This is a genomic window from Cupriavidus sp. 09_S30, from assembly GCF_056930435.1.
In genome coordinates, this window is the sequence record NZ_JBXOWI010000001.1 from 492,021 (window position 1) to 514,144 (window position 22,124).

The following is a 22,124-nucleotide window of genomic DNA, read 5'->3' on the forward strand; positions in this document are numbered from 1 at the left end:
CCACGCTTGCCCGCGCGACACACCAGACAGGAATTGCACCATGACCACCCACCAAGCCACCCACCAAGGCCTGCTGCGCTTCATCACCGCTGGCTCGGTCGACGACGGCAAGAGCACGCTGATCGGCCGCCTGCTGTTCGACAGCAAGGCCGTGCTGTCGGACCAGCTCACCGCGCTGGCCAACGCCAAGAACAAGCGCACCGCCGGCGAGGAGATCGACTTCTCGCTGCTGACCGACGGCCTGGAGGCCGAGCGCGAGCAGGGCATCACCATCGACGTGGCCTACCGCTATTTCTCTACCGCGCGCCGCAAGTTCATCATCGCCGATACGCCGGGCCATGAGCAGTACACCCGCAATATGGTGACCGGCGCCTCGACCGCGCATGCCGCCATCGTGCTGGTCGACGCCACCCGCGTGACGGTGCAGGACGGCCGTGCCGAACTGCTGGCGCAGACCAAGCGCCATTCGGCCATCCTGAAGCTGCTGGAGCTGCAGCACGTGATCGTCGCCGTCAACAAGATGGACCTGGTCGACTACAGCGAGCAGCGCTTCAATGAGATCCGCGCCGCCTACACCGATCTGGCCGCCCAGCTCGGCCTGAAGGACGTGCGCTACGTGCCGGTGTCGGCGCTGCGCGGCGACAACATCGTGCACGCCAGCGAGGCCATGCCCTGGTACCAGGGCGAGCCGCTGCTGCCGCTGCTGGAAGACCTGCCGGTGGAAGAGGCGGCGCCAGCCGGCGAGGCTGCGCTGCGCTTCCCGGTGCAGCTGGTGATCCGCCAGGATGGCTCGCAGTCGGATGACTTCCGCGGCTACGCCGGGAGAGTCGAGGCGGGCACCGTGCGCGTCGGCCAGACGCTGCGCGTGCTGCCGGCCAACCGCGAGGCGGTGGTGGCCGAGGTGCTGACGCCCAATGGCGCGGCCGAGTCGGCCAGCGCCGGCGAGACCGTGACCGTGCGCCTGACCGAGGACGTGGACATCTCGCGCGGCGACATGTTCGTCGCCGCCGAGGCCACGGCCCAGCCGGCCCGCAAGCTGCAGGCTGACCTGTGCTGGTTCGACGACGAGGCCCTGAACCCGGCGCGCAAGTATGTGCTCAAGCACACCACGTCCAGCGTGTTCGCGCGCGTGTCTGCGGTGGACCGCGTGCTCGACGTGCACACCTTGTCGCACGAGACCGGCCGCCACGAGATCCGCCTGAACGACATCGGCTCGGTGCACATCTCGCTGCAGAAGCCGGTGGTGTGCGACACCTATGGCGACAACCCCGCGACCGGCGCCTTCGTGCTGATCGACGAGGTCAGCAACCATACGGTGGCGGCGGGCATGATCCGTGCATACGCCTGAGTCCATCTGAACCGGCATTCGGCCAAGTGGCAAGGAAGGAGCAAGGCATGGGCAAGGTCTATCTGATCGGTGCGGGTCCCGGCGCCGCGGACCTCATTACGGTGCGTGGTGCACGCCTTTTGGGCGAGGCGCAGGTGGTGCTGCACGATGCACTGGTGTCGCCCGAGATGCTTGCCTGGTGTCCGCAGGCCCAGCTGGTCGAGGTCGGCAAGCGCTGCGGCAAGCGTTCCACCGCCCAGCTCTTCATCAACCGCCAGATCGTCGACCTGGCCCGCAAGCATGAGCGCGTGGTGCGTCTCAAGGGCGGCGACCCGATGCTGTTCGGCCGTGCCGACGAGGAGTTGCAGGCGCTGGAGGCTGCGGGCATCGAATACGAGATCGTGCCCGGCATCACCGCCGCGCTGGCGGCCGCCTCTGCCATCGCCAAGCCGCTGACCAAGCGCGGCGTGGCGCGCAGCGTGGCCTTCGCCACCCAGGCCAAGGCCGCGGAGGGCGTGGCCGCGGTCGATATCGAGGCCGACGTGAAGGCCGATACCTTGGTCTACTACATGGGGCGCGACCAGGCCGCGGCGATCGCCGCGCAACTGATCGCGCACGGCAAGCCCGCCGCCACGCCGGCCTGGGTGGTCGAGGCGGTGAGTACGCCGCAGCAGCGTAGCCGCGCCTTCACGCTGTGCGAGATGGCGGCAGGCCAGGCGGCGGCATGGATCGATCCGGTGCAACCAAGCCTGCTGATGATCGGCGAAGCGCTGGCGGCGCGCGCCACGGAAGCCGCGCCCGAGGTGCAGCGCGGCGGGCAGGCCAAGGCCGCCTGAGCCGCGAGCCACGCTGTCGTGTACACGCCGGGCCATGCCCGGCGTTGTTGTTTTGGGGGAAGCCGCGCCCCGGGTGCTTCTGTACGTCAGGAGCGCAGGGCAGGGGGTGCCGGCGTTTCCACCGGCCGGCTCAGTTGGCCGGCGGCGCGTCTGCCGGCAGGCTGGCCAGGCAGTAGGCAGCGATGGCGTCCAGCACGCTGTCGGCCTCGCCGACGGCCGCCGCGCAACCGATGCGCAGTTCCGGGTGGTGCTGGCGGCATTGCTCGATCAGCAGCGGCAGGTCGCGCCGCAGGTGGCCGCCCTGGCCGAAGAAGACCGGTACCACCGTGATGTCGGCGATGCCTTCGGCCGCCAGCGCAGCAAGCGCGTCCGGCAGCGACGGCTGCATCAGTTCCAGGAACGCCAGCCTGACCGCGCCGTGCGGCAGCGCGGCGGCCAGCCGCGCCTGCAGGCGGTCGAACGGCTCGCGCCAGCGCGCATCGCGCGCGCCGTGCGCGAACAGCACCAAAGCCTGGCGGGCGGGCGCATTCATGGCTGTCTGCCCCGTCTGCCGCTAGTGCCGGTCGACCCAGCGCAGCGCGCCAAGGGCCACCAGCAGGTAGAGCGTGCCAGGCACCAGGGCCGAGACGATGGGCGGCCAGGTGTGCAGCAGGCCGACGTGCGAGAACAGCGTGTTGGCCAGGTGGAAGGACAGGCCCAGCATGATGCCGCCGAACACCTTGATGCCCACCGCGCCGGCCCGCGCATGCAGGTAAGCGAAGGGCAGCGCCAGCGCCACCATGACGAACAGCGTCAGCGGGTACACCACCTTCTTCCAGAAGGCGATCTCATAGCGCTGCGTGTCCTGCTTGTTGTCGCGCAGGTGGCGGATGTAGCGGAACAGGTCGAGCGTGGACATGCGCTCCGGGCTGAGCAGCAGCACCGACAGGATCTGCGGCGTCAGTTCCGAGCGCATCGCCTGCGTCGGGAAGGTGGTCTGCTGCGCGCGGAAGTGCGGCACCAGGGCGTCGCCCTGGCCGCCGGCCCCGCGCGGCAGCTCGATGAAGCGGGTCTCGCTGACATTGCTGAGCTGCCAGGATTGCCCGCCCTGATAGCGGCCTTCCTGCGCCACGCGGATCACTCTCAGGCGGTAGGCCGGGTCGAATTCATAGATGGTCACGCCGACGATGCTCTGGTCGGGACGCAGGCCCGCCACGTTGACGAAGCGGGTCACTTCGCCTTCGGGCTCGTTGTCGCGGTCCTTGACCCAGACCCCGGAGCGGAAGCCCGCAGCAACCGTGGCGCCGATGGCCTCGAGCTTGACCTTCTGCGCGAACTCCTCGGCACGCGGCCCGATGAACTCGCCGAACACGAAGGTGATGATGACCAGCGGGATGGCCAGCTTGAACAGCGAGAACAGGGCTTGCCGGGTGTTGAGGCTGGCCACGCGCAGGATGGTGAATTCCGACTGGCTGGCGAGCTGGGACAGCACGTAGATGGCGCTGATCAGCACTGCGATCGGCAACACCTCGTAGATCCGTGTCGGCGCCTCCAGCATCACGTGGAGGAAGGCGACCAGCGTGGTGTACCTGCCGGTCACGCTCTCCAGTTCGCTGAGCATGTCGAAGAAGATGAACAGCGCCAGCACCGCGAAGAGGATGAAGAAGAAGACGCTGTAGATCAGCCGGCCGAGATAGCGTTCATAGACGCGCATGAAGGTCATGCTCGGCCTCCCTTGCTGCGGCCGATGCCGAACACCGCGCGCCAGCCGCCCAGGCTGCGGTTCTGGCGGTAGCGGAACAGCATCAGCGCGCCCAGGAAGGCGACCAGGTGGAAGGGCCACATGGCCATCCAGAACGACAGGGCGCCCGAGCGCACCCAGGATTGCGCCAGGTTGATCAGGTTGCTGTAGGTCAGGTAGATCAGCACGGCGAAGACCAGCGGCGTGTAGCGGCCCAGGCGCGGATTCACGTAGGCCAGCGGAATGGCGATCAGCGCGAAGTTGAAGGCCAGGATCGGCAGCGACAGGCGCCACAGCAGCTCGCCCAGGTTCTCCCGGGTCGGGTTGCGCAGCAGTTCCGAGGTGTCGCGGCTCTTGGTCGGCAGGCTGGCGTCTGTTTCGGGTGGTTTAGCGTCCACTTTGACGGCGTAGCGGTCGAACTCGACGATGCGATAGTCGAGCTGGCCGGGCGTGCCGGCGTAGCGGCGGCCGTTCTCCATCACCACCAGCCGGTTGCCGTTGGGCATGGTCTCAAAGCGGCCCTGGTGGGCCAGCGCCACGCCGATCTTGCCGGCCTCGGAGTTGGCGACGAAAACATTGCGCGCATTCTTCATATCGCTGTCGATGCCCTCGATGAAGAGCACATAGTTGGCGTTCGACGGCTCGATAAAGCGGCCCGCAGCGATCATCGACAAGACGCCGCGCTGCTCGAAGCGGTCGCGGAACAGCGCGCTCTGCTGGTTGGCCCAGGGCCAGGCGAACAGGCCCAGCAGCAGCGCCAGCACGATGAAGGGCGCGGCGAACTGCAGCACAGGCTTGATCAGGTCGCGCAGCGAAATGCCGGCAGCGAACCACACCACCATCTCGGAGTCCTTGTACCAGCGCGTCAGCACGATCAGGGTGGAGATGAACAGCGTGGCCGACAGCAGGATGGACAGGTAGCCCACCGTGGCCAGCCCGATCAGCATCAGGACATCGTTGGGGCTGGCCTGCCCGTTGGCGGCCATGCCCAGGATGCGGATCACGAGCGAGGTCAGCATGAAGGTCAGCATGACCAGGAACACCGCACCGGCGGTGTAGGCGAGCTCGCGACGCAAGGCTTGTTGGAAGATCATGCGGTGTCGGTTCCGGGCTGCCGGCCGGCGCGGGCGATGCTGCCGGACGCCGGTAAGGGCGGCGCGCTGTCGGTCGGCAGGGCGGGCCGGCGGCAAATCGCGGTCAAAAATCGCGGATAATAGGGGCTTTCTGTCTTGGACAAGCCCCTGGAAGGAAGCGCGATGGAATTTAGCACAAAAGCCCTGGATTGGAGCAAAGCCGGCCAAAATGGTTTCCTGGCGACCAAGACCGACTGCCTGGTGGTCGGTCTGTTCGAAGGCCAGAGCCTGGACGGTGCCGCCAAGGTCCTCGACGTGGCGACCAAGGGCTTGGTAGGGCGCCTGCTCAAGCAGGGCGATTTCGAAGGCAAGCGCGGCACGCACCTGATGCTGCACGAATTGGCCGGCGTGGGCGCGGCGCGCGTGCTGCTGGTCGGGCTGGGCAAGGAATCGGCGTTCAGCGACAAGGCTTACGCGGACGCCGTGCGCGCTGCCGTACGTGCCGTGTCCGACACACGAACCGCCTCCCTGCTGTGGTGCCTGCATGAGCAGCACCTGCCACAGGGACGCGACCTGGCCTGGGGCCTGATCACCACCGTCACCCTGGTGCGCGAGGTCACCTACCGCCTGCTGGAACGCCACCCCGAACTCAAGCAGGCCGGCGGCAAGAGCGCCAGCGGCAGCGCCAAGCCCAGCCTGCGCAAGGTGCTCATCGCGGTGGACGCGGCGGACGCGAAGCCGGCCGCACAGGCCGTGAAGCGCGGCATCGCCATCGCCAACGGCATGGAGCTCGCACGCGATCTCGGCAACCTGCCTTCCAACGTCTGCACGCCGAGCTACCTGGCCAACGCCGCGCGCGGCATCGCCAAGAGCTTCAAGCTGAAGGTCGAAGTCCTGGGCCGCAAGCAGATCGAGGCCCTGAACATGGGCGCCTTCCTGGCCGTGACCAAGGGTTCGGTGGAGCCGCCGCAGTTCATCGTGCTGCGCTATGAGGGTGCGGGCGCGCGCCAGGCGCCGGTGGTGCTGGTCGGCAAGGGCATCACCTTCGACTCGGGCGGCATCTCGCTCAAGCCGGGCGAAGGCATGGACGAGATGAAGTACGACATGTGCGGCGCGGCTTCGGTGCTGGGCACGCTGCAGGCGGTGGCGGAAATGGGCCTGAAGCTCAATGTGGTCGCCGTGGTGCCCACGTGCGAGAACATGCCCAGCGGCATCGCCACCAAGCCGGGCGACGTGGTGAGCAGCATGTCCGGGCAGACCGTCGAGGTCCTCAATACCGACGCCGAAGGCCGCCTGGTGCTGTGCGACGCGCTGACCTATGTCGAGCGCTTCAAGCCGGCCGCCGTGGTCGACGTGGCCACGCTGACCGGCGCCTGCATCATCGCGCTGGGACACGTCAACTCGGGCCTGTACTCGCGCAGCGACGCGCTTGCCGACCAGCTGCTGGCAGCCGGGCGCAAGGCCATGGACGGTGCCTGGCGCATGCCGCTGGACGACGAGTACCAGGACCAGCTCAAGTCCAACTTTGCCGACATGGCCAATATCGGCGGCCGTCCGGCGGGCAGCGTGACCGCGGCCTGCTTCCTCTCGCGCTTCGCCGAGAAGTACGACTGGGCCCACCTGGACATCGCCGGCACGGCCTGGAAGAGCGGTGCCGCCAAGGGCGCCACCGGGCGTCCTGTGCCCTTGCTGGCGCAGTTCCTGATGGACCGGGCCGGCTGAGGCGAAGGCGGATGACGCGCATCGACTTTCACAGCAACGTGCCCGACAAGCTCGGCTACGTGTGCCGGCTGGTGCGCAAGGCCTACGGCGCCGGGCTCAAGCTGGTGGTGTTGGGCGAGCCCACCCAGCTCGCCGAGCTGGACTCTCGCCTGTGGACCTTCTCCCAGCTCGACTTCCTGCCCCACTGCGGTGCGGAGCACCCGCGCTCGGCGGAAACCCCCATTGTGCTGGCGGCGGGTCTGGAGCGCGTGCCGCATCGCCAGGTGCTGATCAACCTGATGCCCGAGGCACCCGAGCAGTTCGCCAGCTTCGAACGGCTGATCGAAGTCGTCGGCGCTGACGCCGGCGACCGCGCGGCCGGCCGCGAACGCTACCGCTTCTATCGCGAGCGCGGCTATCCGCTCACCCATCACGACATCGGCCAGGCCAAGGGCCAGGAGTCCGCATGAGCGAACGCACCACCTCGCGGGTGATCCCGCGCCTCGGTCCCGAAGACAGCATTCCGCTGCTGACCGAGGTGATCGAGCTGCCGCCCGAGGTGCCGCTGCGCAACGCGCGCACGGTCTCGCCGCCCGATGCCGTGGTCGACACTGCCGGCATGGCGCCGACCGGGCTGGTGACCCAGGTCGGTGACACCGGCGGTGCGGAACTGGAACCGCTGGAATCGGTGGAGCCGGCGGAGCCGGCCGGCCTGTCCTACCAGCCCGAGGAAGACGAGCTGCGCGCCGTGCGCACCGAGTTGCTGTCACGGGTGATGATGCGCTTCCGCGCCGAGTGGCCGCAGGTGGTGGAGGCGCACACGGAAGTCGCGTTGCAGTCGTGGCTGGCGCCGCTCACCGCGCAGCTCGCGGCCGAGCTGACCCGCTCGCTGGAGGCGAGGCTGGTCGAATGGCTGGATGCCACGCTGGAGGAGATCGAGCGGGATCCCGACGGGGTGTGAGAGGCAGGCGCCGATCCGGCGCGATCCGGCGCGATGCGCCTGCTGACGAGAAAAAGCCCGCGAGCGATCGCGGGCTTTTTTTATCGAGGGGCGCGTGCGGAGCGGACCGCGTCCGGCCCGCTTCCGTGCGTTCAGTCCAGCTCAGTCCCGTTCAGTCGGTGACCGCGCCCTTGCTGGCCGTGGAGGCCAGCCTGGCGAACTTGGCGAGCACGCCGCGCGTGTATCGCGGCGCAGGCTGCTGCCACGCGGCACGCCGGCGGGCGAGCTCCTCGTCGCTGACATTGAGCTGCAGCAGCAGTTTGTGCGCATCGATGGTGATGGTGTCGCCTTCCTGCACCAGCGCAATGGTGCCGCCGACGTAGGCTTCCGGCGCGACGTGGCCGACCACCATGCCCCAGGTGCCGCCCGAGAAGCGGCCATCGGTGATGAAGCCGACCGACTCGCCCAGGCCCTTGCCGATGATGGCCGAGGTGGGCGCCAGCATCTCCGGCATGCCGGGACCGCCCTTGGGGCCGAGATAGCGCAGCACCAGCACGTCGCCGGCCTGGATCTTGTCGCCCAGGATGGCGTCCATCGCGCTTTGCTCGTCCTCGAACACGCGCGCGGGGCCAGTGATGACCGGGTTCTTCAGGCCGCTGATCTTGGCCACCGCGCCTTCCTCCGCCAGGTTGCCCTTCAGGATGGCCAGGTGGCCTTCCTTGTAGAGGGCCTTCTCGATCGGCAGGATCACGTCCTGGTCGGCGCGCGGGGTGTCGGGCACCGCTTCCAGCTCCTCGGCCAGCGTGCGGCCGGTGATGGTCAGGCAGTCGCCGTGCAGCAGGCCGGCCTTGAGCAGGATCTTCATGACCTGGGGGATGCCGCCGGCGCTGTGCAGGTCGGTCGCTACGTACTGGCCGGAGGGCTTGAGGTTGCAGATCACCGGCACCCGGCGGCGGATGCGCTCGAAATCCTCGATGGTCCAGTCCACCTCGGCCGAGTGGGCGATGGCCAGGTAGTGCAGCACCGCATTGGTGGAGCCGCCGGTGGCCATGATCACCGTGACGGCGTTCTCGATCGACTTCTTGGTGATGATGTCGCGCGGCTTGAGGTCCTTCTTGATGGCCTCAACCAGCACGCGGGCCGATTCGGCGGTGCTGGCGACTTTCTCCTGGTCGGGGTTGGCCATGGTCGACGAATACAGCAGCGACATGCCCAGCGCCTCGAAGGAGGAGCTCATGGTGTTGGCGGTGTACATGCCGCCGCAGGAGCCGGTGCTGGGGCAGGCGTTGCGCTCCACCCCCTCGAAGTCCTCCTGGCTCATACGGCCGGCGGTGAACTCGCCCACTGCCTCGAAGGAGGACACGATGGTCAGGTCCTTGCCCTTCCAGTGGCCAGGCTTGATGGTGCCGCCGTAGACATAGATGCCCGGCACATTGGTGCGCGCCAGCGCGATCATGCCGCCCGGCATGTTCTTGTCGCAGCCGCCGATCACCACCACGCCGTCCATCCACTGGCCCTGGGCCGCGGTCTCGATGCAGTCGGCGATGACCTCGCGCGAGATCAGCGAGTACTTCATGCCCTCGGTGCCCATCGACATGCCATCCGAGATGGTGGGCGTGCCGAACACCTGCGGGTTGGCGCCGGCGGTGCGGATTGCGTCGATGGCGGCATCGGCCAGGCGCTGCAGGCCGGCATTGCAGGGCGTGATGGTGGAGTGACCGTTGGCGATGCCGACCATCGGCTTGTCGAAGTCTTCCTTCTTGTAGCCCAGCGCGTAGTACATCGAGCGGTTGGGCGAGCGCGCCACGCCTTGCGTGATGTGCTGGGAGCGTTTGTTGAAAGCCATGGTGGGGTCTCCGGGAAGGGGGCGGGCTGCGCACCGGACAGCACTGGCTGCGCGGGCCGCAATGGCCGGGATATCGGGGCAGCGGATCGGCAGATCAGCGGGTCAACAGTCTCCGGCCCTGTTGTGTCTGACAGCATGCGGCTTGCATTTTTGTGTGTCAAATATATTATTCGAACTCTATTGAGTCGTTTTTCATATTAAAACCGCCGGAGGAACGCACGTGGACCTGCGCCAGCTGCGCTATTTCGTCACCGTGGCGGAGGAGTTGCATTTCGGCCGCGCCGCCCGCCGGCTGGCCATGACACAGCCACCGCTGTCGCAGCAGATCCAGGCCCTCGAGGAAGAGATCGGCGTGCAGTTGTTCCAGCGCACGCGGCGCTCGGTCGCGCTGACGCCGGCCGGCCAGCAATGGCTGCCGGAGGTGCGGCGCGTGCTGGCCGACGCGGCTGCGCTGCCGGGCCTGGCCCAGCGGCTGGCGCGCGGCGAGATCGGCTCGCTCGCGCTCGCCTTCGTCAGCACCGCCGACTACGGCATCCTGCCCGACCTGCTGCGGCGCTTTCGCGCGCGCCATCCGGAGGTGCAGCTGCAACTGCGCGAGGCCACCAGCGATGTCCAGCTCGAAGCGCTGATCGAGGGCAGCATCGATGCCGGCCTCGTGATCCGGCCGCAGCTGCCGGCGCTGCCGCACGGCCTGTGCTACCTGCCGCTGGTACGTGAGCCGCTGGTGCTGGCGGTGCCGGAGGGCTGGCGCGGGAGCGGTGCCGGCGCAAGGGGCAGCGGGAGCGAAGAGGGGGATGTGGGCGATGAGCGCGCGGGGAGCGGAGGCAGCGGGGCGGCGGTCTCGCTGCGCGAAGCGGCGCACGAGCCCCTGATCATCTTCCCGCGCCGCAGTGCGCCAGCGTTTTATGACATCATTACGGGCTGCTATGCGCGTGAAGGGCTGAGCCCGTCCATTGCGCAGGAGGCCATCCAGATGCAGACCATCGTCAGCCTCGTCTCCGCCGGCATGGGCGTGGCGCTGGTACCGGCCTCGCTGTGCAACCTTCGCCGCACCGGCGTGTCCTACCTGCCGCTGCGCGGGGCCGGCCCGCAGATCGAGACCGGCCTGGTGTGGCGTGACAGCGGTGCGGGCGTCAGCCCGGTCCTGCGCTCGTTCATCGATATCGCGACCACGCTGGCGGCTGCCATCGGCGTGTCGCGCGGCGATGGCATAAGCACTGGGCCGGCGGCCGCGCCCACCGGCACGGCATAGCGAACCCAAGGCGAATGCGCCATGGCGAAACACCACCCGCGCAGGCCCTGACAACGACCTGCGCCAACCCAGAACCAACCATGCTGATCCATCCGCAATTCGACCCGGTTGCCATTCACCTCGGCCCGCTCGCCATCCGCTGGTACGGGCTGATGTACCTGGTCGGCTTCATTCTGTTCCTCGTGTTCGGGCGGCTGCGCATCAAGCAGCCGCAGATGGCCGCGCAGGGCTGGAGCGCCAAGGACCTGGACGACATGCTGTTCTTCGGCGTGCTGGGCGTGATCCTTGGCGGGCGGCTCGGCTACGTGCTGTTCTACAAGCCGGACTACTACCTGAGCCATCCGCTGGAAATCCTGCGCGTATGGGAAGGCGGCATGGCCTTCCACGGCGGCTTCCTCGGCGTGATCGTCGCGATGTGGCTGTTCGGGCGGCTGCGCCATCGCCACTGGATGCAGGTGACCGATTTCATCGCACCGATGATTCCCTGCGGGCTGGCCGCCGGGCGCATCGGCAACTTCATCAACGGCGAGCTGTGGGGCCGTGCCACCACGCTGCCCTGGGGCATGATCTTCCCGCAGGCGGGCGACAACATCCCGCGCCATCCCTCGCAGCTCTACCAGTTCGCTGGGGAGGGCGTGGCGCTGTTCATCATCCTGTGGCTGTTCGCGCGCAAGCCGCGGCCGATGGGCGCCGTGTCGGGCGCCTTCCTGTTGGGATACGGCTGCTTCCGCTTCCTGGCCGAGTTCGCGCGCGAGCCGGACAGCTTCCTTGGCCTGCTTGCGCTGAAGCTGTCGATGGGCCAGTGGCTGAGCATGCCGATGATCGTCGCGGGCGTGATCATGCTGGCCTGGGCCTATCGCCGGCAGGGCAGGGCCGATGCGGCCGGCGTCCCGCCGCGCGCCTGAGCACGGTACGTTCCCGGTGAGGCGGCGCGCCCCAGCGGGCGGCCCGCCGGGCCGCCGTGCGGCAGGTTTCAGTCCGCCTTGCGCAGCGCCTCGATGCGTTCCCGCGTAAGCGGGTGGGTCGAGAAGAAGTCACTGCTGCCGCGCTCGCCATCGCCGGACCCATTGCCGGACCCATTGCCGGACCCATCGCCCGACGGTTTCCCGTGCGCGTTCTCCAGCGCCTGCAGCACGTCGGCAAAGGCGGATACCGGCAGCCGGTTCGCACGCATCACGTCGACCGCATAGGCATCGGCCTCGCGCTCGTGGTCGCGCGAATAGCGCAGGCTCAGCACGGCAGCCGGCGCGCCTGCCAGCACGGAAGAGAAATCGCCGAGGAAATAGGCTGCGGCCGCGCCGACCGCCGACGCCTGGATGGCCTGCTGCAGGCCATGGCGGCGTGCCACGTGCCCCGCCTCGTGCGCCAGCACGCCCATCAGGCCCGGGCCGTCGCCGGCCAGTGCCACCAGCTCGTCGGTGACCACGATGTTGCCGCCGGGCAGCGCCAGCGCATTGGCGCCCAGCCGCCCGCCGTGGCGGAACAGGATGCGGTAGTCGTGAGCGGGGTCGGGGGGCAGGCGCAGCGAGGCGAATGCCTCGCGGATGCGGCGCTGTCGGGCCTCGGGCAGTTTCGACGGCGATACCAATCCTTCATCGAGGCTGCGCAGCGCGGCTTCACCTACCTTCTCTTCTAGCGCCGCCGGCACAGCACGGGCCAGTCTGGCCGAAGCCCATGGCAGCAGCACGGCGTAGCCGAGCGCCAGCACGGCAAAGAGGCCGAGCAGGGCCGCCGCGGCAAGGCGCCAGCTGTTCTGCGCGCGCACGACCCAGCCCTCGCGGTGGCCGGTGGCCGCCAGCAGCCCGTCGAAGGCGGCATGGTCGGCGATCTCGCAGTGGGCGCCGTCGGCGAAGGTCACCAGGCGCGGCGCGCGCCTGACACGCTCGGAAACGCGCAGCGTGGACAGCGGGGCGCGCCGCAGCTCGGCGCCGTCGGCATCGCGCAGCACGGCCAGGCCGTCTTCCACCGTCAGCGTGGCAGGCTGCGCGCGTGAAGAGCGGCCATCGAAATAGGTGGAAGCGACCATAGGGTAGGGACGGGGCTGCAGCGGGGCAGCGGCGGCGGCTCAGAGGGCGATGTCGATGTCGTACCAGTCTACGGCCGCATCGCCCAGGGCACCAACCTGCTGGGCTTCACCGGCAATGAAGCTGTCCAGCGGACCGGCGGCGAGCATGGTGACGCAGGCCAGCCGGTAGCGCAGCGCGCGCACACGGGCAAAGGGCGTGAACAGGCCGAGCGTCAGCACGATGCCGATCATATTGGACAGCACGAGGAAGAAGTAGCGCCCGGCGCTGACCTCGCTGCGAAACGCATGTGGCCCGAGCGTGGTGTTGTTCCACACCAGGTTCTGCAGCCTGGCCAGGAAGAAGGGGCCGACTGCGAGCAGGGCCAGGTAGAAGCCGAGCACGGACAGGAACGTGACCAGCGCGAATCCGCTCTTGCCGCCATGGGCGGAGGCGCCGGCGACCGTGCCCAGCAAGGCGGCCGCGATGACCAGGATCACCACCATGGCGAAGGTGCGCAGGTAGACGCCGTAGAAGGCGCCGGCGCCCGCATCGAAGGCGAAGGGCGCGGTGCCGTAGCGGGTGTGCTGGTGCTGGTAGCGCTTGAAGCGCTGGTGGGCCAGCGGCCCCAGCGCGAACAGCGTGAACATGGCCGCGAGCGGCCACAGCAGGAAGACCTTGTAGCCGTCGGCATCGCCGCCAGTGAAAGCGAAGCGCAGGCCGCGGTAGCTGGAGTTGGCCAGCCGGAAGCGCAGCGAGCGCACCAGCAGCGGCGGGAACACGGCTGCCAGTGCCAGGCCCAGCAGCACAGGCAGCCAGGGCGAAGCCTGGCCGGCGAGATTGAAGGCAAGCGCCAGCACGAAGACGATGGCGCGGCCCTTCAGGATGGCCAGCGGCCGGCCGTGATAGTCGAAGGTGCCACCGTCCAGCTCGGTATTGCGGTAGAAGTACTGCAGCGTGCGCACCTTGGCCCAGGCGGAATAGATGCCCAGCGTGACCACGCTCAGCAGGGCGTTCACGATCCAGATGCGGAAGTATTCCGAACCGGACCCGGTGAAGCGCAGCGGCAGGGGGCGGCGCGTGGCGGGCTCGGCGGCGGGTGTGACGCTGCTGGGGGCGACGGTGTCGAGTTCGGATGGCATCGGGGCTTTCCTGTCGATCGGCGGCGCGGGCCGCCCGTGTTTCGTAGCTGCAACCATTCAGACAGCCGGCTGAGCGTCTGTCGATTCACATTGTCGCACCAAGGCGCAGGCGCAGGACCGGAAACCGATGGTTTGCCGGCTGAAATCTCGTCGGCGTGCGGCTCCGCGGTCGTTGCATGTCAGATACATGTTGTTACATCTTTATCGATTTGTAACAACTTGTCGAACGCCTTTCCCCGGCAAATCAAAGGATTGCGCACGCTGGCACGCAAATCGCTACATTGCCGGTTACAAGAAGGATCGAGGCGCGGCAGGGAGTGGATCGCGCCCGCCATAACACGACGTGAACGGAAACGCGCCCCGGCGACGGGCGCATTGCAGGGGGGAGGTGCTGGGCCAGCACCGCAATCCATGGCCCACGCCTGGGCCGGCGGCCACGCCGGACTGCGATGAACGGGTGGGGCACTTGTGGGCGCGGGCGGATGCCGTCGGGAGGCAGGCATCCGTCCCGCCATCTCTATTGCCCGGCCCTGCGCCATTATCTTCTCCGTCGGCTGGCACCCACGTCCTGCGTGCCATTGCCCGCGATCTTCCCCGCCACCTCGACGCTGTGCACGGATGCCGCGGTGCATCATCGAAAGGACTTGCCTCGCGCGCGCCGTTATTCATAATTATGAATTATTGCGTCGCAGGCATCTCATCGTTCCGATGGCCGGCGAGGTATTCCCAGGAGGCATCCATGCGCATCGTGCAGCAAGCCCTGTATCTGGAAGTTGCCGAAAGGTTGCGCGCCATGATCGGCGAGCATGCGCTGCAGTCGGGCGCATGGATCGACGAAGTGGCGCTGGCGGAATCGCTGGGCATCTCGCGCACCCCGCTGCGCGAGGCGCTCAAGGTGCTGGCCGCCGAGGGGCTGGTGCGCCTGGAGCCGCGCCGCGGCTGCGTGGTCAACGAGCTGTCCGAGCAGGACCTCGACGAGATCTTCCCGCTGATGGCGCTGCTCGAAGGCCGTTGCGCCTACGAGGCCGCGCGCAACGCCAGCGCGGACGACCTGGCGGCGCTCGAAGGATTGCATGCCGAACTCGCCGAGCATGCCCGGGCCGGTCGCATCGATGCCTACTACGAAACCAATTACCAGATCCACGAGGCCATCCAGCGCCTGGCCGGCAACCGCTGGCTGAGCGGGCTGATCAGCGACCTGCGCAAGGTGCTGCGGCTGTCGCGGCACAAGAGCCTGAAACTGCCGGGCCGCATCCAGGAATCCTGCGCCGAGCACCTGTCCATCTTCTCGGCGCTCAAGGCACACGATCCCGAGGGCGCGGAGGCGCTGATGAAGACGCATCTGCTGCGCCAGCGCGCCGCGCTCAAGGTGCTGGACGTGGAAGCCCAGGACGCGCCCGCCACGGCCTAGACGCGGCTCGGCCCGTTTCCATTTCTTGCAACGCATCGACGACAGGAGTCCCATGAGCTCACTCGATACCGGCGACAAGGACATCGGCGACAACAAGGTCAGCGCGCCGCTGGGCGGCGATGGCAGCGCGCCCGCCGCCTCGCTGCTTTCGCGCTTCGGGCGCTGGTGGGGGCGCAAGGACGGCGCGGCCTCAAGGGCGGCGGCGGGGGCGACGGGGCCGGCCGGGCCCGCGCCACTCGGCGCACGCGTGTTGCGCCGGCAGCGCGAGCAACTGCGCCTGTGCTTCGATGCGCGGCTCACCGACGGTGCCGCCAACGCGGCCGCCCAGTCCTGGCGCGCCGAGTACGAAGCCGCGGCCGACGAGACGCGCCAGGCGATGCTGGCCGTGCTGGCAGAGGTGGCGGCCAGCGGCAGCGCCGGCGAGCCGGAAGGCGGCAAGGGCGGGACCGCGCTGGCGCAGGCCTTGTCCAATGCGCGTATCCGCTTCTTCAAGCGCATCGCCGCGCTGCATGGCCAGCAGGGGCAGGACGGGACGGCGTGCGGCCTGCATTTCCTGATCGCGCTGCGCGCCGACATGCTGCGCTGGCACAAGCGCGTGCCGGGGCTGCGCGCGCTCGACGAGGACCTGGAGGCCTTGTTCTCCAACTGGTTCGACGTGGGCCTGCTGGAGCTGCAGCCCATCACCTGGGACTCGCCCGCCTCGCTGCTCGAGAAGCTGATCCGCTATGAGGCGGTCCATGAGATCGCCTCGTGGGCCGACCTGCGCAACCGGCTCGATTCGGACCGCCGCTGCTACGCCTTCTTCCACCCGCGCATTCCGCGCGAGCCGCTGATCTTCGTCGAGGTGGCCTTCGTGCCGGCCATGTCGGCCAATGTGCAGGCGCTGCTCGACGAGGCCGCGCCGCTGGAAGACCTGCGCCGCGTCAAGTGGGCCATCTTCTATTCCATTTCGAATACGCAGGCCGGCCTGCGCGGCGTCAGCTTCGGCAACTTCCTGCTCAAGCGCGTGATCGAGGAATTGCAGCGCGAGTTTCCCAAGCTCAAGCAGTTCGCCACGCTGTCGCCGATTCCCGGGTTTGCCGACTGGCTGCGCAAGCAGGACGGCGCGACGGTCGCTGCCGTGCTGGGCGAGAAGCGGCTGGCACGCTGGAGCGAGCAGCACGGCGCCGTGCCTGGCGACGGTGCGGGCTGGCTGGCCACGCTGGGCGAGCGCGCCGCCGATGGCGACGATGCGCTGGCGCGCGAAGCCGGCATGGCGCTGGCCGCGCACTTCCTAGTGCGCGAGCGCAGCCGCGAGGCGCCGGCCGATCCGGTGGCGCGCTTCCACCTGGGCAACGGTGCCTGCGTGGAGCGCATCAACTGGGCCGCCGACCTGTCGAAAAAGGGCCGGGCCCAATCCTGCGGCATGATGGTCAACTATCTCTATGAACCCGACGCGCTCGATGACAATCTGGCGCGCCTGGGCGCCGGCAACCCGCGCATGAGCCGCGCGGTGGCCAAGCTGTTGTAGTCAGTGGGGAGGGCAGCACCCCGGGGGTCAGTAAGCAGTCCGCAGTCGAGTCCGCAGTCCAACAAGAACGATCGAGGAGACAAGAAGATGAATCGTCAGTCCAGACTGACCGCGCGCCTGTGCGCGCTCGCCGTGGCCGGGGCAGCCGGCCTGGGCCTGGTCGCGCCAGCGGCACAGGCCGAGGCCTGGCCGGCCAAGCCGGTCACGGTGATCGTGCCCTTTCCCGCCGGCGGCGGCACCGATGCCTTCGCACGGCCGCTGACCGCACAGCTGTCCAAGCAGCTCGGCAAGCAGTTCGTCATCGATAACCGGGGCGGTGCGGGCGGCACGGTGGGTGCCAGCCTGGCGGCCAAGGCCGCGCCCGACGGCTACACGCTGTTCATCGGCGGCGCCCACCATGCCATCGCGCCCTCGTTCTACAAGAAGCTCGACTACGATATCGAGCGCGATTTCATTCCCATTACCGTGATCGCGCAGCCGCCGCAGGTCATCGTCGTCAACCCAAACAAGGTCCAGGCCGGCACGCTGGCGGAACTGGTCGAACAGGCGCGCAAGAGCCCGGGCAAGCTCAACTACGGTTCGGCCGGCAACGGTTCCGCGCACCACCTGGCGGGCGAGCTGTTCAAGCTGCAGACCAAGACGAGTATCACGCATGTGCCTTACAAGGGGGCCGGCCCGGCGCTGTCCGACCTGATGGCGGGCCAGATCGATATGGTGTTCGACGGCCTCGGCTCCTCCGCCCAGCACATCCGTTCCGGCCGCATCAAGGCGCTGGCGGTGGCCGCACCGAAGCGCTCTGCGGCCTTCCCCAACGTCCCCACGGCAGCGGAGGCCGGCGTGCCGAATTATGATGTGTCGACCTGGTATGCGCTGTGGGCCCCGAAAGGCACACCGCGCGAAGTGATCGACCGGCTCTATGCCGAAACGGAGAAAGCCCTGAATACCCCCGAGATGAAGCAGATCTGGCTCAGCAACGGCTCCGAGACGCCTGCCTACACGCCCGATCAGTTCGGCAAGTTCCTGCATGCCGAGGTCCGGCGCTGGGCGCAGGTGGTGCAGCAGTCGGGCGCGACCATCGACTGATGCCGATGCCGATGCCGATGCCGATGCCAGCCATGCTGCTGCCGCAGCGCTCGCCCGCCAGGCGGGCGCCCTGCCTGCACTCCGGGGGCCGTCGATGAGCGGCCACGTCACCTATGCCCGCGAGGGCCGTGTGGCTACAGTCACGCTCACACATCCCGGCAAGCTCAATGCCATCTCGGCCGCCATGTGGCGCGAATTGGCCGACGCCTTTGCCGCGCTGTCCGGCGACCGCACGCTGCGTTGCGTGGTGGTGCGCGGTGCCGACGGCAACTTTGCGGCCGGCGCCGATATCGCGGAGTTCCCCGTCGAACGCGGCGATGCCGCCGCGGTGCGCCGCTATCACATGGATATCATCGCGCCGGCGCTGGCCGCGGTGTCGGGCTGCCCCTTGCCCACCATCGCCATGATCGAAGGCGTCTGCGTCGGCGGCGGGCTGGAGATCGCCTGCCATTGCGACCTGCGCATCGCCGCCGACGACGCACGCTTCGGCGTGCCGATCAACCGCCTGGGCTTCCCGATGGCGCCGGGCGAGCTGCAGGGGCTGCTGGCGCTGGCCGGGCGCGCGGTGGCGCTGGAGATCCTGCTCGAAGGGCGGGTGTTCGGCGCGGCCGAGGCGCATGCCAAGGGCTTGCTGACCCGCGTGGTGGCGCCCGACGCGCTGGCCGCCGAGATCGATGCCACCGTGGCGCGCATCGCCGCCGGCGCGCCGGCGGCCGCCCGCATCAACAAGGCCACGATCCGGCGCCTGGCGCCCATTGCCGCGCCATTGTCAGAGGCCGAGCTGGCGGCGCACTTCGCCTATGCGGAGAGCCGCGACCATGCCGAGGGCGTGGCCGCATTCCTGGCCCGGCGCGCGCCGGACTTCACCGGGGACTAGCCGCGGCACGCCTGCCATCGTTCCGTACCGTATTCCGTTTCCTCTTCCGCTTCCGCTTCCGATCGCACCATGAACGCCAACCTGTTCGCCCTGTTCGAATCCCGCTTCCCGGCCGACCGCAGTGCCTGCTGCATCGAGACCCACGACGGCCTGTACTACAGCTGGGACGATCTCGACCGGGCCACCGCCAAGCTGGCCAACCTGCTGGTCTCGCTGCAACTGCCGCCCGGCTCGCGTATCGCCGCGCAGGTGGAGAAGTCGCCTGAGGCGCTCTTCCTCTACCTGGCCACGCTGCGCGCGGGCTACGTCTACCTGCCGCTGAACACCGCCTACCAGGAAGCGGAGATCGACTACTTCGTCGGCAATGCCGAGCCTGCCGTGGTGGTGTGCAGCAGCGCCAATTTCCACTGGGTGTCCAAGCTGGCCTTCCGCCACGGCAGCGCCAAGGTCTTCACCCTCGATGAGCACCGCTCCGGTTCGCTGCTGGCGCGCGCTGCCGCGCAGCCCGATACCTTCGAGACCGTGCAGAGCGCGCCGGACGACCTGGCCGCCATCCTCTACACCTCGGGTACCACCGGGCGCAGCAAGGGCGCCATGCTCAGCCACGGCAACCTGTCGTCCAACGCGCTGACGCTGCACGAATACTGGGGCTGGCGCGCCGACGACGTGCTGCTGCACATGCTGCCCATCTTCCATGTGCACGGCCTGTTCGTGGCCTCGCACGGCGCGCTGCTGGCCGGCGCCAAGATGATCTGGCTGCCCAAGCTGGATATGGCCCAGGCACTGAAGCACCTGCCGCGCTCCACCGTGATGATGGGTGTGCCGACCTACTACGTGCGCCTGCTGCAGGAAGCGCGCTTCGACGACGATACCTGCCGCCGCATGCGCCTGTTCGTGTCCGGCTCGGCGCCGCTGCTGCTGGAAACCTTCGACAGCTTCCGCGAGCGCACCGGCCACACCATCCTGGAGCGCTATGGCATGAGCGAGACGGTGATGCTGGTCTCCAACCCGTATGACACGGCGCTGGGCGAGCGCATCGGCGGCACCGTCGGCATGCCGCTGCCGGGCGTGTCGGTGCGTGTGGTAGACGGCGAGGGCAAGGATTGCGCGGCCGGCGAGATCGGCAACGTGGAGGTGCGCGGGCCCAATGTGTTCCAGGGCTACTGGCGCATGCCCGAGAAGACCAAGGAGGAGTTCACCGCCGACGGCTGGTTCAAGACCGGCGATGTGGGCCGTTTCGGCGGGGCCATCGTCAGCCAGGCCGGCGAGCGCGCGGTGCCCGACAACTACCTGACCATCGTCGGCCGCAGCAAGGACCTGATCATCTCCGGCGGATTCAACGTCTATCCGAAGGAGATCGAGAGCTTCATCGATGAGATGCCCGGCGTGGTCGAGAGCGCCGTGATCGGCGTGCCGCATGCCGACTTCGGCGAAGCCGTGGTGGCGGTGGTGGTGGGCAAGCCGGGGGTGCAGATCGACGAGGCCGACATGATCGGCACCCTGAAGGCACGCATCGCCAACTTCAAGGTGCCCAAGCGCGTGCACGTGGTTGACGAGCTGCCGCGCAACACCATGGGCAAGGTGCAGAAGAACGTGCTGCGCCAGCAGTTCGCCACGCTGTAGTCCGCCGCGCAGTCCCGCCGCCTGCGCTTCACCCTGCCGCCGGCGGGAGGGTGAACGCCGTGGGCGAGGTGGGGCGAGACCGTGCGAGACGGGGCGGCTTACTTCAGCATCTGCACCGAGCCGTTCACCGACACGGTGACCTGCGCCTTGCCGCCCTCGACCGGTACCGGCGCCGCTTCCATGGCCATTGCCTTGGCCGCGTACATGCGCGGCATCGGCATGATGGCGCCGCCCTCGTGCAGCGACACCTCGCGGATGGTGTAGCTGCCGTAGCCGAACAGCTTGGTGGTGGCCTGCGCCTTGTCGCGGAAGCTGGCGACGGCTTGCTCGGCGAGCTTGCTCTCGGCCGCTTGGCGCGCCTCGCGCGACAGCGAGAAGGCGATGCTCTGCACCTGCATCTGGCCGGCGAGCTGGCCCGCCAGCCTGGATACCGCGGCGAAGTCGCGCGACTGCAGGATGACCTCGGCGCGCCCGCGCCAGGCACTGATGCGGCCATTGCGGTCGGTGGTCGGATGAATGGTGAAGCCGCCGGATTCGGCCTGCACGCCAGCGGTTCGCTTGGCCTGGGCGATCACCTCCTGCGCGCGTGCCGACAGCGAGGTGGAGATCGCGGCCGGTTCGTTGCCTTCCTGCTCGGCGGCCAGCGTCATGCGCACCGTGTCGGTCGGCACGTCGGTGGCAGCATCGGCGGAGAGCGACAGCACGCCGGATGGCGCCGGCGCATTGTCACCGTGGATGGGGCCGCCCTGCGCTGCCGCGACCATGGCGGTGGAGCCGAGCAGGGTTGCAGCGATCATCTTCTTCATCTTGTTCTCCCAATCGATGTCAAGTCTCGTCAGACGCCGCGCGCAGGCCAACGTTCCATGCCGGCAGCCTCCGCCGTGTATCCACTTGTATCGCCACTCCGGAGCCGCTGCTTGCGCCCGGCCGGATTCCGCCTAGAAGGCGTGCACGCCCTTCCACAGCATATAGGTCGCAAGACTGCACAGCAGCAGGGCGAAGACGCGGCGCAGCTGCCCCACATCCATGCTGTGCGCGGCGCGTGCGCCCAGCGGCGCGGTCAGCACGCTGGCCAGCGCAATCACGACCAGCGCCGGCACGTAGACGTAGCCCAGCGCGCCCGCGGGCATTCCCTGCATGCCGAGGCCGCTCCAGATATATCCGATCACGCTTGCTACCGCGATGGGGAAGCCCAGCGCGGCCGAGGTTGCCACCGCATTGTGGATGGGCACATTGCACCAGGTCATGAAAGGCACCGAGACGAAGCCGCCGCCCGCGCCGACCAGGCTGGACAGGAAGCCGATCACCGTGCCGGCGCCGACCATGCCGCCGGCGCCGGGCAGCTGGCGCGTCGGCGCGGGCTTGCGCGCGCGCAGCATCTGCAGCGCGGAGAAGCCGACGAAGCCGGCGAACAGCAGCGACAGCCATCCCGTCTTGAGCGCGGCGAAGACCTTGCCGCCGCCGATCATGCCCCCCAGCAGGATGCCCGGCGCCAGCGCGAGCGCGATCGGCCAGCGCACCGCGCCGCGCTTGTGGTGGGCGCGCACCGATGACAGCGAGGTGAACAGGATCGTCGACATGGAGGTGGCGATCGCCATGTGCACGATGGCCTCGGCGGGAAAGCGCAGCGCGGTGAAGAGCAGCGTCAGGAAGGGCACCATCATCATGCCGCCGCCGACGCCGAGCAGGCCGGCGCAGAAACCGGTGAAGGCGCCCAGCAGCAACAGCGCGGGAATCAGGACAGGGAGGTCGGCGAGGCTCATAGGTCGGGGAGAAGGCG

General features: G+C 68.5%; 20 protein-coding genes. 12 read left to right on the top strand and 8 right to left on the bottom strand.

The features are described 5' to 3' along the window. The first annotated feature begins 40 nt into the window (after positions 1-40). The gene (locus AC1Z3O_RS02375) at positions 41-1,348 is read left to right on the top strand and encodes a sulfate adenylyltransferase subunit 1 (RefSeq protein WP_483513222.1); all 1,308 of its coding nucleotides are present in this window, start codon (positions 41-43) and stop codon (positions 1,346-1,348) included. A 47-nt stretch (positions 1,349-1,395) separates the two neighbouring features. After that, positions 1,396-2,163 carry a uroporphyrinogen-III C-methyltransferase gene (cobA, locus tag AC1Z3O_RS02380; protein WP_483513224.1) on the top strand — a complete coding sequence of 256 codons (768 nt, stop codon included), beginning with the start codon at positions 1,396-1,398 and terminating at the stop codon, positions 2,161-2,163. A gap of 130 nt (positions 2,164-2,293) precedes the next feature. Here the strand turns inward: cobA and AC1Z3O_RS02385 are convergent, their stop codons facing one another. From AC1Z3O_RS02385 to lptF, 3 genes are read right to left on the bottom strand one after another with little or no spacing between them, the layout of a single operon-like run. After that, positions 2,294-2,695 (bottom strand): sirohydrochlorin chelatase, encoded by a 402-nt coding sequence (locus AC1Z3O_RS02385; RefSeq protein ID WP_483513226.1) that lies wholly within the window; start codon positions 2,693-2,695, stop codon positions 2,294-2,296. Positions 2,696-2,716: 21 nt separating this feature from the next. Continuing rightward, positions 2,717-3,865, bottom strand: coding sequence for an LPS export ABC transporter permease LptG (gene lptG, locus AC1Z3O_RS02390; protein WP_483513228.1), 1,149 nt, complete (start codon positions 3,863-3,865; stop codon positions 2,717-2,719). After that, positions 3,862-4,977: an LPS export ABC transporter permease LptF gene (lptF, locus tag AC1Z3O_RS02395; protein ID WP_483513230.1), complete on the bottom strand. Its 1,116-nt coding sequence runs from the start codon at positions 4,975-4,977 to the stop codon at positions 3,862-3,864. Before lptF ends, lptG begins: the two co-directional genes overlap by 4 nt. Before the next feature lie 162 nt (positions 4,978-5,139). Between lptF and AC1Z3O_RS02400 the strand changes: the two genes are divergently transcribed. The 3 genes from AC1Z3O_RS02400 to AC1Z3O_RS02410 are packed head-to-tail and all read left to right on the top strand — an operon-like array spanning position 5,140 to position 7,618. Beyond that, positions 5,140-6,678, top strand: coding sequence for a leucyl aminopeptidase (locus tag AC1Z3O_RS02400; RefSeq protein WP_483513232.1), 1,539 nt, complete (start codon positions 5,140-5,142; stop codon positions 6,676-6,678). Between the two features lie 11 nt (positions 6,679-6,689). After that, entirely contained in the window at positions 6,690-7,127 is a 438-nt protein-coding gene (locus AC1Z3O_RS02405; protein ID WP_483513234.1) for a DNA polymerase III subunit chi, read from the top strand. Then, positions 7,124-7,618, top strand: coding sequence for a hypothetical protein (locus AC1Z3O_RS02410; protein WP_483513236.1), 495 nt, complete (start codon positions 7,124-7,126; stop codon positions 7,616-7,618). The genes AC1Z3O_RS02405 and AC1Z3O_RS02410 overlap by 4 nt, the downstream gene beginning before the upstream one ends. Positions 7,619-7,769: 151 nt before the next feature. Here AC1Z3O_RS02410 and ilvD read toward each other — a convergent pair whose 3' ends face one another. Continuing rightward, positions 7,770-9,443, bottom strand: a complete 1,674-nt coding sequence (gene ilvD / locus AC1Z3O_RS02415) for a dihydroxy-acid dehydratase (protein WP_483513237.1) — start codon at positions 9,441-9,443, stop codon at positions 7,770-7,772. Between the two features lie 220 nt (positions 9,444-9,663). On the opposite strand from ilvD, the gene AC1Z3O_RS02420 reads away from it, so the two are divergent. Both AC1Z3O_RS02420 and lgt read left to right on the top strand, forming a co-directional pair. Continuing rightward, positions 9,664-10,695, top strand: a complete 1,032-nt coding sequence (locus tag AC1Z3O_RS02420; protein WP_483513239.1) for a LysR substrate-binding domain-containing protein — start codon at positions 9,664-9,666, stop codon at positions 10,693-10,695. Positions 10,696-10,775: 80 nt separating this feature from the next. Beyond that, on the top strand, positions 10,776-11,600 hold the full coding sequence (gene lgt, locus AC1Z3O_RS02425; RefSeq protein WP_483513241.1) for a prolipoprotein diacylglyceryl transferase: 825 nt from the start codon (positions 10,776-10,778) through the stop codon (positions 11,598-11,600). Between the two features lie 68 nt (positions 11,601-11,668). On the opposite strand, the gene AC1Z3O_RS02430 is transcribed toward lgt, so the two are convergent. Together AC1Z3O_RS02430 and AC1Z3O_RS02435 are read right to left on the bottom strand one after the other, a co-directional pair. Next, positions 11,669-12,721, bottom strand: coding sequence for a M48 family metallopeptidase (locus AC1Z3O_RS02430; protein WP_483513243.1), 1,053 nt, complete (start codon positions 12,719-12,721; stop codon positions 11,669-11,671). A gap of 39 nt (positions 12,722-12,760) precedes the next feature. Further along, positions 12,761-13,840 carry a YjgN family protein gene (locus tag AC1Z3O_RS02435; RefSeq protein WP_483513244.1) on the bottom strand — a complete coding sequence of 360 codons (1,080 nt, stop codon included), beginning with the start codon at positions 13,838-13,840 and terminating at the stop codon, positions 12,761-12,763. Positions 13,841-14,579: 739 nt separating this feature from the next. Between AC1Z3O_RS02435 and AC1Z3O_RS02440 the strand changes: the two genes are divergently transcribed. From AC1Z3O_RS02440 to AC1Z3O_RS02460, 5 genes are all read left to right on the top strand, one after another. Then, positions 14,580-15,251: a GntR family transcriptional regulator gene (locus AC1Z3O_RS02440; RefSeq protein ID WP_483513245.1), complete on the top strand. Its 672-nt coding sequence runs from the start codon at positions 14,580-14,582 to the stop codon at positions 15,249-15,251. A gap of 52 nt (positions 15,252-15,303) precedes the next feature. Beyond that, positions 15,304-16,761 carry a malonyl-CoA decarboxylase domain-containing protein gene (locus tag AC1Z3O_RS02445; protein ID WP_483513247.1) on the top strand — a complete coding sequence of 486 codons (1,458 nt, stop codon included), beginning with the start codon at positions 15,304-15,306 and terminating at the stop codon, positions 16,759-16,761. 87 nt (positions 16,762-16,848) lie between these two features. Next, a complete protein-coding gene (locus AC1Z3O_RS02450; protein WP_483513248.1) occupies positions 16,849-17,844 on the top strand; it encodes a Bug family tripartite tricarboxylate transporter substrate binding protein in 996 nt (331 codons plus the stop codon). 94 nt (positions 17,845-17,938) lie between these two features. Beyond that, positions 17,939-18,721 (top strand): enoyl-CoA hydratase/isomerase family protein, encoded by a 783-nt coding sequence (locus AC1Z3O_RS02455; RefSeq protein ID WP_483513249.1) that lies wholly within the window; start codon positions 17,939-17,941, stop codon positions 18,719-18,721. A 69-nt stretch (positions 18,722-18,790) separates the two neighbouring features. Further along, complete coding sequence (locus AC1Z3O_RS02460) at positions 18,791-20,344, top strand: malonate--CoA ligase (RefSeq protein WP_483513251.1); 1,554 nt, start codon at positions 18,791-18,793, stop codon at positions 20,342-20,344. A gap of 98 nt (positions 20,345-20,442) precedes the next feature. Here the strand turns inward: AC1Z3O_RS02460 and AC1Z3O_RS02465 are convergent, their stop codons facing one another. Next, on the bottom strand, positions 20,443-21,150 hold the full coding sequence (locus AC1Z3O_RS02465) for an SIMPL domain-containing protein (RefSeq protein ID WP_483513253.1): 708 nt from the start codon (positions 21,148-21,150) through the stop codon (positions 20,443-20,445). A 132-nt stretch (positions 21,151-21,282) separates the two neighbouring features. After that, positions 21,283-22,107: a sulfite exporter TauE/SafE family protein gene (locus tag AC1Z3O_RS02470; protein WP_483513255.1), complete on the bottom strand. Its 825-nt coding sequence runs from the start codon at positions 22,105-22,107 to the stop codon at positions 21,283-21,285. Positions 22,108-22,124 lie beyond the last annotated feature (17 nt).